We start from the raw sequence: 15632 nt of genomic DNA on the forward strand, positions 1-15632 counted from the left end.
ATAACGAACCGACGGGAGATTCAGATGACAGGTCAATGGTTACGCTTTTTTGCCGGAGCAACATTAACGCTCTCCGTTGCGGGCCACGCGCTGGCGGAAGAGGGCAAAGTGACGGTTTTTGCCGCGGCATCGCTCACCAACGCCATGCAGGATATCGCCAAAGAGTATAAAAAAGAGAAGGGCGTGGAGGTGGTTTCTTCATTTGCCTCTTCATCGACCCTGGCACGGCAGATTGAAGCGGGGGCGCCGGCGGATCTGTTTATCTCCGCCGATCAAAAATGGATGGATTACGCGGTCGAGAAAAAGAGCATTGATACCGCCTCGCGCGCGACCCTTCTCGGTAACAGCCTGGTTGTCGTGGCGCCAAAAGCCAGCGCGCAGGGCGAGATAAACATCAGTGATAAAACCGACTGGACCAGCCTGCTGAAAGGCGGCCGCCTGGCCGTAGGTGACCCGGAACACGTGCCTGCTGGCATCTATGCGAAAGAGGCGCTGCAAAAGCTGGGAGCCTGGGAAACCCTGTCGCCGAAGCTGGCGCCGGCAGAAGACGTGCGCGGCGCGCTGGCCCTGGTTGAACGCAGCGAAGCGCCGCTGGGGATCGTTTACGGCTCCGATGCGGTCGCCAGCAAGGGGGTAAAAGTTGTCGGTACCTTCCCGGAAGATTCGCATAAGAAAGTGGAATATCCGCTGGCAATCGTCGACGGCCATAAAAATGCCACGGTCAGCGCGTTTTATGACTATTTAAAAGGGCCGGAAGCGTCCGCCATCTTTACACGTTACGGATTTACTACCCACTAATGTTCTTAAGCGATCCTGAATGGCAGGCGGTACTGCTGAGCCTGAAAGTCTCCTCCCTGGCGGTGGTACTGAGCTTGCCTTTTGGCATCTTTTTCTCCTGGCTGCTGGTGCGACGAGATTTTCCCGGTAAAGCGCTGCTCGATAGCATTCTCCACCTGCCGCTGGTATTGCCACCGGTGGTGGTAGGGTATCTCTTGCTGATCGCGATGGGGCGACGCGGTTTTATCGGCAGCTGGCTGTATGACTGGTTTGGTCTGAGCTTTGCGTTTAGCTGGCGCGGCGCGGTACTGGCGGCGGCGGTGATGTCCTTTCCGCTGATGGTGCGGGCTATTCGCCTCGCGCTGGAAGGGGTGGACATCAAGCTCGAGCAGGCGGCGCGTACCCTCGGCGCTGGCCGCTGGCGGGTGTTTTTCACTATTACGTTACCGTTGACGCTACCCGGCATTATCGTTGGCACCGTGCTGGCTTTCGCCCGCTCGCTGGGCGAGTTCGGCGCCACCATCACGTTTGTTTCCAATATTCCCGGCGAAACGCGCACCATCCCTTCGGCCATGTATACCCTGATCCAGACCCCCGGGGGAGAAGGCGCGGCCGCGCGTTTATGCTTGATTTCGATTGCGCTGGCGCTGGTATCGCTGCTGATTTCCGAATGGCTGGCCCGCCTCAGCCGTCAGCGGATGGGGAAATAAACATGCTTGAGCTCGATTTTACCCAGACGCTGGGTACCCACTGTCTGCAAATTTGCGAGACGCTTCCCGCCAGCGGCATTACGGCAGTGTTCGGCGTCTCCGGCGCGGGTAAAACCTCGCTGATTAACGCCATTAGCGGCCTGACGCGCCCGCAGCAGGGGCGCATCGTCCTCAACGGCAGAGTGCTGAACGACGTTGATAAAGGTATTTGCCTGGCGCCGGAAAAGCGCCGCATTGGCTACGTTTTTCAGGACGCGCGCCTGTTTCCGCACTATAAAGTGCGCGGCAATTTGCAATATGGCATGGCGAAGTCTATGGCGGCGCAGTTTGACAAGCTGGTGGCGCTGCTCGGCATTGCGCCGCTGCTTGACCGCCTGCCGGGCGGCCTCTCCGGTGGGGAGAAGCAGCGGGTGGCGATTGGCCGGGCGCTGCTTACCGCGCCGGAGCTGCTGCTGCTGGATGAGCCGCTGGCATCGCTGGATATTCCGCGCAAGCGCGAGCTGTTGCCCTATCTGCAGCGTCTGGCGCGCGAAATCAAGATCCCGATGCTGTACGTCAGCCACTCTCTGGATGAAATCCAGCATCTGGCGGATAACGTGCTGGTGCTGGAAGAGGGGAAAGTGAAAGCCTTTGGCTGTCTGGAAGAGGTGTGGAGCAGCAGCGTGATGCACCCCTGGCTTCCCCAGGAGCAGCAAAGCACGATCCTGAACGTGACCGTTGCCGCTCAGCATCCGCAGTATGCCATGACCGCGCTGGCGCTGGGGGATCGGCAGATATGGGTTAACCGTCTTGACAGGCCGCAGGGCGAAAGCGCGCGGATCCGCATTCAGGCCTCGGACGTTTCTCTGGTACTGCAGCCCGCTCAGCAAACCAGCATCCGCAATATTTTACCCGCGCAGGTCATGCAGTGTATTGAAAGTCATGGGCAGGTTGAGGTCAGGCTGGAGATAAGCGGCCGTACCCTGTGGGCGCGCATCAGCCCCTGGGCTCGCGATGAGCTGGGGGTGACCCCGGGCCAGCGGCTGTATGCGCAGATAAAAAGCGTGTCGATAGCCGCCTGATTACAGCAGGTGGCGATAGATGTAGTCGGCGATGCTGGTGGTTTCGTTTTCACCGATCACCACGTTGGCGCGCGCTTTGACCTCTTCCACCGCGTTGCCCATCGCCACGCCGGTACCGGCGGCTTCCAGCATGCTGAGGTCGTTATAGTTGTCGCCGAAGGCGATAACATCCTGCATCGACAGGCCCTGCGACGCGACCCACTGCGCCAGGCGTTTGCCTTTGCTGTTGCCTTCCCGGGCAATGTCCACCTGATCGTGCCACGACCATTCGCACTCCAGACCCAGCGTCTGGCCAACGTGTTGGGCAAAGCGCTGCAGTTTGGCGGTATCTTCATCGGTCAGGGCGAATTTCCACACGGCGTTAACTTTGCGGGCCGCCTGCGCCAGAGAATCGACCTGAGTGAATACCGGACGCTGCTCGACGGGGAGCGATTGCGCCCAGCTGGCGGTGCGGATAACGTGCCCGGTCGGCTGCTCGTACAGCATGGCGTCATCGACGTACATCAGGCCGTGAATATCATGCTCGTTCAGCATTTCCGTCAGGCTCAGGGCTTTATCTACCGGCATCGGGTCGGATTCAAGCACCTTTTTTGCATGATAATCATACAAATAAGTGCCATTGCAGCAAATTGCAGGTGTATCCAGCGCCAGCGCCTGATAAAAAGGATGGATAGCGACGTGATGTCGGCCGGTGACGACGATGATCTGATATCCCGCGTCTTTGGCGCGAGCCAGCGCATCGAGCGAGGCGGGGAGGATGGTCTTTTTGCCGGTTAAGAGCGTGCCGTCTAAATCGAGGGCAATCACGCGTGAGGTCATGGGTTGTTTCCGGTTAATGATGAAAAGTTAGCAGGCTATGATGGTACACCGCTGTGCCATTCCGGCAAACTTTTCAGCATCTACCGCTAAAGAGCCGATACACTTGATCTTTCAGGCTGCCAGGAGGCAACCTGAAGAGCGTTGTGTATGCATATTGTGTTTTTCAGGGTGTCGTTAGTCTGAAAAATGAAATTTCCACGTGCAGTGAGGAAGGAGTATTCATGAAACAAACCGTTTATACCGCCAGCCCGGAAAGCCAGCAGATTCACGTCTGGGATCTGGATCTTGAGGGGAAACTGACCCTGGTGCAGGTTGTTGATGCCCCGGGCCAGGTGCAGCCGATGGTGGTGAGCCCGAACAAAGAGTTTCTCTACGTCGGCGTGCGTCCGGAGTTTCGCGTACTGGCCTACCGCATTGCGCCCGATAATGGCGCCCTGACTTTCGCCGGCGAAGCCGCGCTGCCGGGTAGCCCAACGCATATTTCTACCGATCGTCAGGGGCGCTTTGTGTTCAGCGCTTCCTATAACGCGGGCTGCGTGAGCGTTACGCCGCTGGTGGACGGCCTGCCGCGAGAAGCGGTGGCGGTGGTTGAAGGTCTGGAAGGCTGCCACTCGGCAAATATCTCTCCCGATAATCGCACCCTGTGGGTACCGGCGCTGAAGCAGGATCGTATCTGCCTGTTTACCCTGAGCGACGACGGTTTCCTCGCAGAGCAGGAGCCGGCTGAAGTGACCACCGTTGAAGGCGCGGGCCCGCGTCACATGGTGTTCCATCCGAATCAGCAATACGGCTACTGCGTCAACGAACTGAACAGCTCCGTTGACGTCTGGGAGCTGAAAGATCCGTACGGAAAAATTGAATGCGTGCAGACGCTGGACATGATGCCGCCTGATTTTGCCGGCGTGCGCTGGGCGGCGGATATCCATCTGACCCCGGATGGCCGTCATCTCTACGCCTGCGATCGTACCGCCAGCATTATCACTATCTTCAGCGTCTCGGAAGACGGCAGCGTGCTGTCCATCGAAGGCTATCAGAATACCGAGACCCAGCCGCGCGGCTTTAACCTCGATCATAGCGGCAAATATCTGATCGCCGCCGGTCAGAAATCGCATCATATCGCGGTGTATGAAATCAAAGGCGAGCAGGGGCTGCTCCAGGAAAAAGGGCGCTATGCCGTAGGCCAGGGCCCGATGTGGGTCGTGGTCAACGCTCGCTAAGTTCTCTGTCAGTGACGAAACCTCGCCGCGGCGAGGTTTTTTTACGCCTGCGCAGGGGCTACTTCACCCGCATACGATACTCAATCATGCCGCTTTTCTCCGCGACCCAGTTATACAGACGCTGGCCCCGAAGGTTGGTCTCATGCGTGTGCCAGTACAGGCTGGCTGCGTGACGTTTGCGCGCCTGCAGCTGAACATACTCAATCAGCTGCTTGCCGATATGCTGACCGCGAACGGCCGGGTCAACGAAGAGGTCCTCCAGATAGCAGTAGTCGCTTTCGGCCCAGGTGGAGCGGTGGAAGAGATAATGTACGAAACCCACTATCCTGCCTTCCTGTTTTGCCACTGCGCAGAACATCGGCTCGGTGGGATGAAAAAAGCGCTTCCAGGTGAGCTGCGTGATGCTTTCCGGGATGTCGACGCGATAAAACGTCTGGTAGCTTTTCCACAGCGGCAGCCACTGGGCAAAGTCGCTTTCAGCCGCGGGGTGGAGGGTTACCTGCGCGAGGTTAACGTCGGTTTTGTTGCTATTCATGGCTGTTCCTTATTTTTATCAACCGGGTGATTTGACCTGGCGCTATGGTAGGTGCTGTTCTGGTTCCTAAAAAGTGACACTTTCTGTATATTTATAGGATCCACTTTTATGCCGTCGATGCCCGCTGCCGCTCATGCCAAAACCCATTGCCCCTCTGTTTCAGGAACTGTTATTAGCCCGCGGCGTGATTAAAGATCAGGTCTACCACGCCCTGCGTCAGGCGATTCTGGATGGCCGATTGTCGGCGGGTTCAAAAATCCCCTCCAGCCGGGCGCTGGCTGAGATGATGGCGATCTCGCGAAACTCGGTTATTGCCGGTTTTGACCGCCTGATGGATGAGGGGTACCTGGTCACGCGCAAGGGGGCTGGCACCTTTGTCTGCGAGCATATCCCGGATAACCTCATTAGCGAGTATGACGCGTCGACGCCGCCCGAAACGGCAATAGCCGCCGCAGGGCCGCTTAATCCTGATGTCGCCGCTCTGGTGTCATCATGGTCAGAAAGAGAGGACAGCGGCGAAATGCGTCAGGTTTTTGCCGTCGGTATCGGCTGTACCGATCTCTTCCCTCATGCTTTATGGGGGCGGCTGCTGGGGCGCGTCTGGCGGCAATCGCGTCGTGAGCTGGGAGCGCACGCCACGCCCTATGGATATCAACCTCTACGCCAGGCGATTAGTCGCTATATTCAGGCGACGCGCGGCGTCAATTGCCACGAAGATCGGGTGATCATTGTCAACGGTATTCAGCAAGCGCTTTCCATCACCGCTCAGGCTTTACTGGAAAAGGGCGATGAAGTCTGGCTCGACGATCCCGGATACAACGGCGCCCGCGGCGCATTCGCCGCCAGGGGAGCGGTGGTCCGGCCCGTTCGGGTTGACGAGGAGGGCATGGATATTCAGGATGGCATTCGCCATTACCCGCAAGCTAAGCTGGTCTATACCGCGCCGTCGCACCAGTTCCCGCTCAGTGGAACGCTTAGCCTGCCCAGAAGGCTCGCCTTACTGGAATGGGCGGAAGCCCATCGGGCGTGGATATTTGAAGACGATTACAATAGCGAATTCCGCTATGCCGCCCGCTCTCTGCAGGCGTTGCAGGGGTTAGATAATCATCAGCGGGTCATCTACGCGGGCACATTTTCTAAGATGATGTATCCGGAGTTCCGGCTGGGCTTTTTAGTGGTCCCCGAGCATTTGCGTGAACAGTTTGCCATGACGAAATATTACACCGATCTCTGTAGTGGGTATCTCGAACAGGCCGTCCTGGCCCGTTTCATCAGCGAGGGGCACTATGCCAGCCACGTCCGTCGTATTCGCAAAGCCTGTTTTGAGCGAAAAAGCGCGCTGGAGGCGGCTATTGCACGCTACTTTGCCGGGCGCATGGTCGTACATCCAACGGATTCGGGTATTCACATAGTCTGCTGGCTATCAGCGGGTTTAAAGGCAGAAGAGGTCGTCGCTAAGGCGCGCCAGCAAGGTTTCGGCGTGCAGACGTTTGAGCGCTATTGTCAGCGGCCGATGTCGCGCGAGGGCGTTTTATTCGGTTTTGCAAACCATACCCCAGCGGTGTTGACCGAGGGAATTCGCCGCCTGGCTGCGATGTTTTAGCTCAGCAATACGGGAAATATTTTGCAGGGGATTAATGGCATTCATTGCCGGATTATATTGCAGACAATGATTATCTTTTTGGAAAACCTGCCCCGTCCTGATTATTCATCTGACAACAGGGGCAGAGTTTTAAAAAGAGAGATACCGCGCCTGGATTTAACGTATATCCACGGCTTCTGTAATAATATAACCATTCGCTTAGCGATATGTGACTTCCCTGTTTAATTACAGCCGGTTAATAAATCAGATATCATCCATGGTGTAGCTGACGACGATTTCCAGGGTTTTGCGGATAACGTCTGCAGTTACGACATCGCTGGTGGTTTCCAGCGCCGTAATTAACCACAAAATAATCGCCTTGTTGCTGAGGTGACCCTCAGACTCAAGGATGCTGCTGATAGCCAGCGACATCACCGCTGATTCATCGATCAGTCTGTCGCCTGCGTTGCGGAAATATTCAGAGAGTGCGGTATCGTTCAGGCCTGCGTAAATATCCGGTTGCTGATGCATAGTCTGTCTCATCATATTCTCTACTTTGTAAGTTAAACATTAGACCAGTAGTGGTCAGTGTATTTTATTCGTACCTGGCTGCTGAGGAGAGCCTAATAACGAATTCGGCTCATCCCAATTATGCTTAGCGCCTGAAGTACCCACGGTATTGTTTTTTCCACGGCGAGCTACCATATTACTGATTTCATCGATAATACGCCCAAGTGCATTCCGCCGTTTTTTATCCTGTTCCCCAGCCTGCATGGCCTGGAGTTTCCCGATCAGTGCTTGTTTACTAATAGGCCCCTTATTTTTGAGTAGAGAGAGGACAGCCTCTCCAATCAATAAATCGGTTAGTGGATCATAATCATTGCGATTCATAACGGTATCTCTGATCATTGTCATCTCCTTGACTGGGAATTTAGTAGCAAGCCGGTAATCCGTGTCAGATACTGGCCCATCCCTTATATTTCCTCATTCAGTAACGACTTAAATCACCAGATAGCTGAAGCCACTTTTATCACTGATGCTCAAACAAGAGACCAATCAACGTTTGATAATGGTTTTCTTCTTCAGGTTCTGAAGCCACTTCAAGGCGACCCAGCAGTTTCGTACACAGGGATTTGCGATTCAGGTTGCGTCCTTCATTCAGGATATCCATTACAATCTGCCCTAACGTCTCCTGCTGCGAAGGTAACGACGCTTTATTGAAGTAGTGGGCAATAGCGTTAGCCGTGTCAGGAATGTAACCGTTCTGCTGCATATGTGCTCCTGTAAGTTCAATTATCAGTGAAGTTGCGATTAAAGTTATACAATGTTTATCAACTTGTACATAGGAAATGGAAAAAATATGTTAATTTTCTTAATGTTTTTTATAACGTGTTGATTTATATGGTTTTAAAATTGTACAAATCTTAAGGTAAACATCGAGTGGAGATGTACGAATTGTACAGGTATACAGGAAGGCAAGAACGCCAGCGAAAAGAGGGTGTTAATGTGATTTATTTGTTAATGACTCGGGCGCTTTTACAGGACTTATGCGGGTAGACCTGCTACTGTAATATCTTATTAGCTTTCATCTCTTCTGTCGGAAACTTCATGCTCACTACCATTATTTATCGCAGCCATATCTGCGACAACGTGTCAATTAAATCGCTCGAAAGCATGGTTGCTGAAGCAAATGTCAAAAATAGTCAGGAAAACGTGTCGGGTATTCTGCTTTTTAACGGCACCCACTTTTTTCAGCTATTAGAAGGACCTGAAGAGAAGGTTGAGGAAATTTACCGCCTTATCTGCGCAGACCCGCGGCACCATAACCTCGTGGAGCTGCTCAGGGATCATGGACCGATGCGGCGCTTTGGTAAAATTGGCATGGAACTCTTTGATTTACGAGAGTTTGACCGCGATGAAGTGCTGCAGGCTGTGCTGGATAAAGGGACCACAAAATATCAGCTCACCTATGACGACAGAGCGCTCCATTTTTTCCGTACCTTCGTCGAAGCCACGGAAAAGGAAAACTATTACGAAATTCCTGCGGCTGAAAGCTGGGAGTTTGTGATAGAAGAGGCTGCCTGCTACCCTGAAACTCCGCTGCAAGAGGCCGAATGCAGCTTTGCTTTTCAGCCGGTCATCGATCCGTTTGCCAAAGAGGTCGTCTCCTACGAAGCGCTGCTGCGCACGACTTCCGGTGATTCGCCAGCGGTCTATTTTGACGGACTTTCGCGAGAGGAAATCTACTGGACGGATCTCCACAGCAAGCGCATTGCCTTCGCCATGGCGGGACTTTTGCACCTCCGTGGACGCACGTTGTCGATTAATCTGCTGCCCATGACGCTGGTGAATGTTCCCAACGCTGTCGAATTTCTGTTAGCGGAAATTGAAGCCAGCGGTTTGATCCCTGAGCAAATTATTGTGGAATTTACCGAAAGCGAAGCCATTTCCCGTCTTGATGAATTCACCGATTCCGTACGTAAGCTCAAGTCTGCGGGAATTCGCGTGGCTATCGATCATTTTGGCGCCGGGTTTGCCGGGCTACTGCTGCTGGCTCAGTTTCAGCCGGACCGCATCAAGATTAATCGCCAGCTGGTCAAAGATATCCATAAGCACGGCCCAAAACAGGCAATCGTTCAGGCGATTATTAAATGCTGTCATTCCCTGGAAATCGCCATTTCTGCGGTGGGTATCGAGCAGGCGGAGGAGTGGATGTGGCTGGAGTCAGCGGGGATTACGCATTTCCAGGGAAATTTATTTGCCAGTCCGTGTCTGGGAGGCATTCCGCCGGTAGCATGGCCAGAGAAAAAAGTAGCGTGTGAGCTTCTTTAAATTTTGACCCCGGCTCAGCGCAGCGTGTCGGTTAAAAAGCGATGTATAACGGTAAAATAAGCCCTGTTTTTTTGCCCAGTATATCGGCGCCCGACCTGTTTATTTTAGCTGTACAAGAAAAGTTAATTGTACAACCCGGCTAAATTCGTTAATTTAGTCGGTAAAGTATTATCAGGTTAGAGGGCGCTAATGGCATATTACAGCATCGGTGAAGTTGCCGAACGTTGCGGAATCAACCCCGTGACTTTGCGTGCATGGCAGCGAAGATATGGTTTGCTAAAGCCGCAGAGAAGCGAGGGAGGACACCGCCAGTTTGACGAGGAGGACGTTCAGCGCATTGAGGAAATCAAACGCTGGATCGATCGCGGGGTCTCCGTGGGCAAGGTTAAGGCGCTTCTGGAAGGCCATCAGCCTGAAACGCAAGACGCTGCCGTCCTGCTCCAGGAAGAGATGATGACGCTTCTGCGAGGCGTCCAGCCCTCAAAATTACGCACCCGCATCATGTCCCTCAGCCATGAATATCCCGTAGATAAACTGATTGACCGGCTCTTTGTCCCCGTCCGCAGTAAGCTCAATCTCGATCCGAACACCTCCATGGCGATTATCAGTATGCTGGACGGTATCCTGATTGATTGCGTAGCGTCCATTCTTGCGGAATCGCGCAAAAAGGTGGGGAAAGAGACGCTGTTGGTGGGGTGGGGTAATGAAGACCGTACCCGTCTGTGGCTGGAAGCGTGGCGTTTATCGCAGCGCGCCTGGCACGTCAACGTGCTGGCGGAGCCGCTGGATTCTCCTCGCCCGGAACTGTTTCCTGGTCAGCACATTTTTGTCTGGACCGGCCGCGCGCTGACCTCCTTGCAGGCAGAATTACTTAGCCACTGGCAAAGCCAGGGCTTCACCATTGAGTTTCACGGAGAGTAAGCGTCTTAGAGGGTTAGCAGCGGAACATTTTTAGAGATGTTATTCCGCCGCTTGTCTTCCTGAAGCATGGCAACATGCGCTGGCAGGTAAATTATCAGAAATTGAGCTGGGTCCAGGCTTTAAACGTTTCGCTGCGGCTAATATTAAAAAAATCTGTCCGACCCGAGCAGCCGAGCTTTTTGATTAAGGTCAGGCGAATTTGATAAATTGTTTTAATATGTAAATTCAGCGACTTCCCTATATTTGCCATCGCTTCACCATCGTTCATCAGGCGAATCACTTCTTTTTCGCGATTGGTAAAAACGATACTTTCAGATTCCCGGTCAGGCTTCTTACCGAACAAGGTGGGGCGGAGAATAAACGATTTTATCTCAGCGGGCGTTGAGCGCGCCGGGATTCTGTACATTGGTATTTCGCTCAGGAAGTTCAAATCATTACCGTCGGTGAGCAGGACAAAACGAACTCTTTTGCGATCGTAATGATGATTAAGCACCGCATAATAGTTATCGCTGGTGAAAAAGACATATTTTCCATGAAAACAGCCTGGTGATAATGAATCGAGTACAAGCTGTAATCCTTGACGAAGAAGGTTATTGTTAATCCAAAGATCGTAATGATTAAAAAAGTGACCTTGCTTGTCGTTATTCATTTGTCCTCCGAGGTAGAAGTGTTAATAATGGCTTAATTTAACAAATCACATATCATGCTTAGTGATGGTTTTTACCACGTAGCACATGCAGCGTTTGGATATATAAATCGGCGAGTATTTCATTTTTCTCGAGATTCAGGCGCCGCTGAACCTCAACGATTAAACGCTCATGGCTAACGGCTTCGCTCTCCGTCTGGGTCTGCACCATGTGTTCGATATTTTTCAGCAAAGCAGAGTTAGAAATAAACTCTGCAGGAATAGTATTTTTAATCTGCATGGTATATCTCGGGTTATGTTAGACAATAAATCAACAAACAAAGATGCGGGATAAAAATCATCTTTGCTCTACGGTTCTTCACCATTTCAAAGGAAATGGTGTGCATTTTTTTAAATCATAAGAATGCTGTAATGCAGAATTTAAAACTTACGTAATAACTATAGTCACGATCTTCAGGATGTACAATTTTTCCGAATTAATTTTGTACATTTAGTTGGTTTTTTTAACATTGACTCATAAGTTATTGTTTTGTAGAGTTATTTTTTGTAAAGATAATGTGAAAAACTTGTACATAACGGCGTCTGTACAGGGATAACCTACAGGATGAGGGGATAGCGGTGAAGAAGCGGGAAGGGCACAGCGGGAAGAGAAAGAGACAAAGGGGGAATAGCTTCCCCCTTTTGGCGTAAGCGTTACTGCTTCGGTTCAGCGACGACAAAGCTTCCCACGCCGCGGTTGTTGTATTCCCACATGCGGTTGAAGTTAGCGTCATTCAGGTTACGCTGCGGGTTGCCTTTGGCATCCGCAGTACCGGTGTTGCCGCTAAACGGACGGTTTGAACCGACGGCATCAGCCCACGGTTTGGCAATATTAAAGCCTTCATTAATGACGCTATCGCGAATAACGACTTGGCCATTGGTGTTGCCGTCAACGTCCAGAGAGCGGCCCAGCTGCGCGACGTTATCGCCGGAAGCGGTAAAGCGGCTGTTAATCGCCAGGAAGCCGTAGGTCACGCTTTTCAGGGTTGCGGGGGCGAAAACGTAAGCCTCTTTCTGGGTGCGCGAGTTGACTACGCGGAAGTCGGTATTGTCGAACACGACCGCCCCACGACCGGAAACGATATCCACGTCGCCTTCAATATAGCTGTTGCTGACCAGGGTTCGGGTCTGACGGTTATCCTGCAGGCGGTTTTGTACGCCGCTGTTGGTCACGAAAAAGGTGTTCTGGCGACCGAGGATATTCACCTTGTTAATCTGCACCCGATCGCCATCGCTACGCAGCGCCACGGCCTGATGGGTGCCCGCGTCTACGCTGTCGCCGAGGTTGTTGGCGATAGTCAGGTTCTGTAGCTGGAGATCGTTATTCTGCGACCAGAATACCGCTGAGCACATCACGCCAACGGTGGCGGCACGTCTGCTCTGGCAGCTGTCGTACATATACCAGGCCGGTTTGCCCGGCATATATTTGCCGCCCGGATTAACCTGGTGACGCCAGGAGACCGGATCCATTTCTGAATCAATCGCTGCGCTGATTTTTACATCAATCGGCTTCTCACCGGTGCCGTACAGGGTCAGCGCGCCAGGCGCCGCCGGAACGTATACGGTGCCCGCATATTCACCCGGCATGATGGCGATAAACTGACGACGATTGGAGTGGCGGGTAATCGCTGCATCCACCGCGGCCTGAATCGTGGTGTGGGTTACCCCCTGGGTACCCGCAGGACCCACGACAAAATCCGGCTGCGCCGGGAGGCTGATGGCGGACGGGCTCCACGCCGCGGCGTTAGGATCGAGAGACTGGAAATAGCTCGCCGGTAAGAAGTTTTTCGCCTCATCGGCGGTTAAAACTGGACGAGAGGCCGTGCCCGGCGCTGTTTGCGTTGAGGGCTGTTGATCGGCAGGCGTCGAACTACAGGCGGACAACGTCACGCCAAAGGCCAGCGCCAGCGCCAGGTGGGAAACGGAATATGTGTTCATGTTGCTCCGGGCAAGAATAAATTAAGGGTATATACACTTCATCCTTCAAGCTGCCTCGGCGTTGGCTGCGTTCGCTCACCCCAGTCACGTATTTATATACGCTCCTGGGGACTCGTTCTCTTGCCGCCTTGATGCAACTCGAATGATTTTGTGTATAGGTCCTTTAAAGCCTGCTGTTTTATACCAACTTAAGCGAAACGGGAAGACGTAGCGCAAAAAAGTTGTTTCTTTACATAATAAGAGCCGGAAACGAGCCGCTTTTGTTCACAAATAAATAACATTTTCCGGGGGCTGAGTTGACATCTCTCGCGGAATCAAAATAAATGTCTATACAACCCATGACAAGTTGACCGCTATGACACACACACCTTCCGAACGCCTAATCTGGCGCAACGTCCGTCTGGCCACGCTCGATCCACGTTTCTCTCAGCCGTATGGACTCGTGGAGCATCATGCGCTGCTGGTGCGCGATGGACGCATTGAAGCCATTGTGCCCGAAAGCGAGGCGCCCGCAGGGCAGAGTATTGACCTCGGCGGTAGGCTGCTCACGCCGGGGCTGATTGATTGCCACACGCACCTGGTCTTCGGCGGCAGCCGGGCGCAGGAGTGGGAGCAGCGCCTCAACGGCGTCTCCTACCAGACCATTAGCGCCAACGGCGGCGGCATTAACGCGACCGTGCGCGCCACCCGGGAAAGCAGCGAGACGGAGCTGCTGGCGCTGGCCCGGCAGCGGCTGGCTCGTCTGCTGCGCGAAGGGGTCACCACCCTGGAGATCAAGTCCGGCTACGGGCTGGATCTCGCAAACGAACGTAAAATGCTGCGGGTTGTACAACAGCTTGCCGCAACGCATACCGTTGAGATTTCCCCCACGCTACTCTCCGCCCACGCCACGCCGCCGGAATATAAAGGCGACCCGGACGGCTATATCAATCTGGTATGCGAAATCATTCTGCCCACGCTGTGGGAAGAGGGGCTATTTGAAAGCGTCGATGCCTTCTGCGAAAACGTCGGCTTTACCCCCGCGCAGACTGAACGGGTTTACAGTACGGCCCAGGCATTAGGTATCCCGGTAAAAGGTCACGTTGAGCAGCTCTCTTCGCTGGGCGGCGCCGAATTAGTGAGCCGCTATAAAGGCCTGTCCGCCGACCATATTGAATACCTGACCCCAGAGGGCGTGGCGGCGATGAGCCGCAACGGCACCGTGGCGGTGCTCCTGCCCGGCGCGTTCTATTTCCTTAACGAAACCCGCAGGCCGCCGGTTGAACTGCTGCGCGAATATCAGGTTCCGATGGCGGTGGCGACGGACTACAACCCCGGCACCAGCCCCTTCGCCAGCCTGCATCTGGCGATGAATATGGCCTGCGTGAAATTTGGCTTAACGCCGGAGGAGGCGTGGGCAGGCGTAACCCGTCATGCGGCTCAGGCGTTGGGCCGCCAGGCGAGCCACGGCCGGCTGGCGCCGGGCTTCGTTGCTGATTTTGCTATCTGGGACGCGGAGCATCCGGTTGAGATGGTTTACGAGCCGGGGCGCAGCCCGCTCTGGCAGCGCGTGGTGCGAGGAGAAATCGCGTGAAGCTATGACAACCGACGACCGCCGGGATTTGTCAGGGGCGCGACCACAGCGCGGAGGCGCGGCAAATCGCCCATTGGTGGCAGTAGCGATTCAGTATATTCTGGACGTTTCGCCGCCCATTCGCACAAGGAAGCCCGGCCATGTTCTCATCGCAACCTCGTTCCGCGCCTGCGCCTTTCTATGAAAAGGTGAAACAGGCTATTAGCGAAAAGATCCACAGCGGCGTCTGGCGTCCGCACGATCGCATTCCTTCGGAGGCGGAGCTGGTGGCGCAGTTTGGCTTTAGCCGGATGACCATCAATCGGGCGCTGCGCGAGCTGACCGATGAAGGCCGGCTGGTGCGATTACAGGGGGTGGGGACGTTTGTCGCGGAGCCGAAAGGGCAGTCGGCGCTGTTTGAAGTGCGCAGCATCGCGGAGGAAATTACCTCTCGTCATCATCAGCACCGCTGCGAGGTGGTGCTGCTGGAGGAAACGCAGGCGGATCTGATTCAGGCCGCGGCGCTCAACGTGGCCGCCGGTACGCGGATTTTCCATTCGCTGATGGTGCATTTTGAAAATGAGGTCCCGGTACAGATTGAGGACCGCTGCGTCAACGCCTCCGTGGTGCCGGACTATCTGCGTCAGGACTATACCGCGACCACGCCCCACGACTATCTGTCGCTGATCGCCCCTCTGACCGAAGGGGAGCACATTGTTGAGGCGGTGCAGGCAACGGCGGAGGAGTGCGCGCTGCTGCATATTCACGCGCACGACCCGTGTCTGCTGATCCGCCGCCGCACCTGGTCCACCACCCATATCGTTTCCCACGCGCGCCTGATTTTCCCCGGCAGCCGCTACCGTCTGCAGGGCCATTTTGGTTCCTGATCTTCCTGCGCGTCGGCAAAACGTGATTGCTGACGCAATATAACAAAAATGTATCTTTTGTGTTAAATCCTGGCTTGCGTATGCTTGTATAGACAAGTATATGTATCTACGTACAC

At 54.1% G+C, this 15632-nt stretch carries 17 protein-coding genes; 9 read left to right on the plus strand and 8 right to left on the minus strand.

The features are described from left to right. Positions 1 to 24: 24 nt before the first annotated feature. From modA to modC, 3 genes are read left to right on the plus strand one after another with little or no spacing between them, the layout of a single operon-like run. The gene (gene modA / locus ABLU96_RS18500) at positions 25 to 798 is read left to right on the plus strand and encodes a molybdate ABC transporter substrate-binding protein (protein WP_025108128.1); all 774 of its coding nucleotides are present in this window, start codon (positions 25 to 27) and stop codon (positions 796 to 798) included. After that, entirely contained in the window at positions 798 to 1487 is a 690-nt protein-coding gene (gene modB / locus ABLU96_RS18505; RefSeq protein WP_004848997.1) for a molybdate ABC transporter permease subunit, read from the plus strand. The genes modA and modB overlap by 1 nt, the downstream gene beginning before the upstream one ends. Before the next feature lie 2 nt (positions 1488 to 1489). Further along, the gene (gene modC, locus ABLU96_RS18510; protein ID WP_014228468.1) at positions 1490 to 2548 is read left to right on the plus strand and encodes a molybdenum ABC transporter ATP-binding protein ModC; all 1059 of its coding nucleotides are present in this window, start codon (positions 1490 to 1492) and stop codon (positions 2546 to 2548) included. On the opposite strand, the gene ABLU96_RS18515 is transcribed toward modC, so the two are convergent. Next, on the minus strand, positions 2549 to 3367 hold the full coding sequence (locus tag ABLU96_RS18515) for a pyridoxal phosphatase (RefSeq protein ID WP_025108127.1): 819 nt from the start codon (positions 3365 to 3367) through the stop codon (positions 2549 to 2551). Positions 3368 to 3588: 221 nt separating this feature from the next. Between ABLU96_RS18515 and pgl the strand changes: the two genes are divergently transcribed. Then, positions 3589 to 4584: a 6-phosphogluconolactonase gene (gene pgl, locus ABLU96_RS18520; protein ID WP_014228470.1), complete on the plus strand. Its 996-nt coding sequence runs from the start codon at positions 3589 to 3591 to the stop codon at positions 4582 to 4584. A gap of 58 nt (positions 4585 to 4642) precedes the next feature. On the opposite strand, the gene ABLU96_RS18525 is transcribed toward pgl, so the two are convergent. Then, the gene (locus tag ABLU96_RS18525; RefSeq protein ID WP_038424232.1) at positions 4643 to 5119 is read right to left on the minus strand and encodes a GNAT family N-acetyltransferase; all 477 of its coding nucleotides are present in this window, start codon (positions 5117 to 5119) and stop codon (positions 4643 to 4645) included. A 133-nt stretch (positions 5120 to 5252) separates the two neighbouring features. Between ABLU96_RS18525 and ABLU96_RS18530 the strand changes: the two genes are divergently transcribed. Then, positions 5253 to 6722 (plus strand): PLP-dependent aminotransferase family protein, encoded by a 1470-nt coding sequence (locus tag ABLU96_RS18530; protein ID WP_049069251.1) that lies wholly within the window; start codon positions 5253 to 5255, stop codon positions 6720 to 6722. Positions 6723 to 6965: 243 nt separating this feature from the next. Here ABLU96_RS18530 and ABLU96_RS18535 read toward each other — a convergent pair whose 3' ends face one another. The 3 genes from ABLU96_RS18535 to ycgZ form a co-directional block, all read right to left on the minus strand. Further along, on the minus strand, positions 6966 to 7232 hold the full coding sequence (locus ABLU96_RS18535) for a biofilm development regulator YmgB/AriR family protein (RefSeq protein ID WP_004849010.1): 267 nt from the start codon (positions 7230 to 7232) through the stop codon (positions 6966 to 6968). Between the two features lie 54 nt (positions 7233 to 7286). Next, positions 7287 to 7610 (minus strand): hypothetical protein, encoded by a 324-nt coding sequence (locus ABLU96_RS18540; protein ID WP_025108124.1) that lies wholly within the window; start codon positions 7608 to 7610, stop codon positions 7287 to 7289. Positions 7611 to 7731: 121 nt separating this feature from the next. Then, the gene (ycgZ, locus tag ABLU96_RS18545) at positions 7732 to 7974 is read right to left on the minus strand and encodes a regulatory protein YcgZ (protein WP_004849015.1); all 243 of its coding nucleotides are present in this window, start codon (positions 7972 to 7974) and stop codon (positions 7732 to 7734) included. Between the two features lie 335 nt (positions 7975 to 8309). Between ycgZ and ABLU96_RS18550 the strand changes: the two genes are divergently transcribed. Further along, complete coding sequence (locus ABLU96_RS18550) at positions 8310 to 9533, plus strand: diguanylate phosphodiesterase (RefSeq protein WP_048261173.1); 1224 nt, start codon at positions 8310 to 8312, stop codon at positions 9531 to 9533. A 189-nt stretch (positions 9534 to 9722) separates the two neighbouring features. After that, positions 9723 to 10454: a MerR family transcriptional regulator gene (locus tag ABLU96_RS18555; protein WP_064404724.1), complete on the plus strand. Its 732-nt coding sequence runs from the start codon at positions 9723 to 9725 to the stop codon at positions 10452 to 10454. Between the two features lie 94 nt (positions 10455 to 10548). Here the strand turns inward: ABLU96_RS18555 and ABLU96_RS18560 are convergent, their stop codons facing one another. From ABLU96_RS18560 to ABLU96_RS18570, 3 genes are all read right to left on the minus strand, one after another. Next, positions 10549 to 11103 (minus strand): LuxR C-terminal-related transcriptional regulator, encoded by a 555-nt coding sequence (locus tag ABLU96_RS18560; protein ID WP_004849021.1) that lies wholly within the window; start codon positions 11101 to 11103, stop codon positions 10549 to 10551. A 58-nt stretch (positions 11104 to 11161) separates the two neighbouring features. Then, a complete protein-coding gene (locus ABLU96_RS18565; RefSeq protein WP_014228477.1) occupies positions 11162 to 11380 on the minus strand; it encodes a hypothetical protein in 219 nt (72 codons plus the stop codon). Positions 11381 to 11793: 413 nt separating this feature from the next. Further along, positions 11794 to 13077 carry a putative acyl-CoA thioester hydrolase gene (locus ABLU96_RS18570; RefSeq protein ID WP_048252225.1) on the minus strand — a complete coding sequence of 428 codons (1284 nt, stop codon included), beginning with the start codon at positions 13075 to 13077 and terminating at the stop codon, positions 11794 to 11796. A gap of 301 nt (positions 13078 to 13378) precedes the next feature. Between ABLU96_RS18570 and hutI the strand changes: the two genes are divergently transcribed. After that, positions 13379 to 14650 carry an imidazolonepropionase gene (gene hutI, locus ABLU96_RS18575; protein WP_224243698.1) on the plus strand — a complete coding sequence of 424 codons (1272 nt, stop codon included), beginning with the start codon at positions 13379 to 13381 and terminating at the stop codon, positions 14648 to 14650. Between the two features lie 140 nt (positions 14651 to 14790). Then, a complete protein-coding gene (locus tag ABLU96_RS18580) occupies positions 14791 to 15516 on the plus strand; it encodes a histidine utilization repressor (protein ID WP_025108120.1) in 726 nt (241 codons plus the stop codon). The last annotated feature ends 116 nt before the right edge of the window (positions 15517 to 15632 follow it).

The sequence above is a fragment of the Klebsiella sp. CN_Kp106 genome (genome assembly GCF_040064575.1).
In the GTDB taxonomy this organism is placed as follows: domain Bacteria; phylum Pseudomonadota; class Gammaproteobacteria; order Enterobacterales; family Enterobacteriaceae; genus Klebsiella; species Klebsiella michiganensis.

Coding starts and splice junctions, on each gene's coding strand:
- modA (WP_025108128.1), top strand. CDS start 25: ATGACAGGTCAATGGTTACGCTTTTTTGCCGGAGCAACATTAACGCTC.
- modB (WP_004848997.1), top strand. CDS start 798: ATGTTCTTAAGCGATCCTGAATGGCAGGCGGTACTGCTGAGCCTGAAA.
- modC (WP_014228468.1), top strand. CDS start 1,490: ATGCTTGAGCTCGATTTTACCCAGACGCTGGGTACCCACTGTCTGCAA.
- ABLU96_RS18515 (WP_025108127.1), bottom strand. CDS start 3,367: ATGACCTCACGCGTGATTGCCCTCGATTTAGACGGCACGCTCTTAACC.
- pgl (WP_014228470.1), top strand. CDS start 3,589: ATGAAACAAACCGTTTATACCGCCAGCCCGGAAAGCCAGCAGATTCAC.
- ABLU96_RS18525 (WP_038424232.1), bottom strand. CDS start 5,119: ATGAATAGCAACAAAACCGACGTTAACCTCGCGCAGGTAACCCTCCAC.
- ABLU96_RS18530 (WP_049069251.1), top strand. CDS start 5,253: ATGCCAAAACCCATTGCCCCTCTGTTTCAGGAACTGTTATTAGCCCGC.
- ABLU96_RS18535 (WP_004849010.1), bottom strand. CDS start 7,232: ATGCATCAGCAACCGGATATTTACGCAGGCCTGAACGATACCGCACTC.
- ABLU96_RS18540 (WP_025108124.1), bottom strand. CDS start 7,610: ATGATCAGAGATACCGTTATGAATCGCAATGATTATGATCCACTAACC.
- ycgZ (WP_004849015.1), bottom strand. CDS start 7,974: ATGCAGCAGAACGGTTACATTCCTGACACGGCTAACGCTATTGCCCAC.
- ABLU96_RS18550 (WP_048261173.1), top strand. CDS start 8,310: ATGCTCACTACCATTATTTATCGCAGCCATATCTGCGACAACGTGTCA.
- ABLU96_RS18555 (WP_064404724.1), top strand. CDS start 9,723: ATGGCATATTACAGCATCGGTGAAGTTGCCGAACGTTGCGGAATCAAC.
- ABLU96_RS18560 (WP_004849021.1), bottom strand. CDS start 11,103: ATGAATAACGACAAGCAAGGTCACTTTTTTAATCATTACGATCTTTGG.
- ABLU96_RS18565 (WP_014228477.1), bottom strand. CDS start 11,380: ATGCAGATTAAAAATACTATTCCTGCAGAGTTTATTTCTAACTCTGCT.
- ABLU96_RS18570 (WP_048252225.1), bottom strand. CDS start 13,077: ATGAACACATATTCCGTTTCCCACCTGGCGCTGGCGCTGGCCTTTGGC.
- ABLU96_RS18580 (WP_025108120.1), top strand. CDS start 14,791: ATGTTCTCATCGCAACCTCGTTCCGCGCCTGCGCCTTTCTATGAAAAG.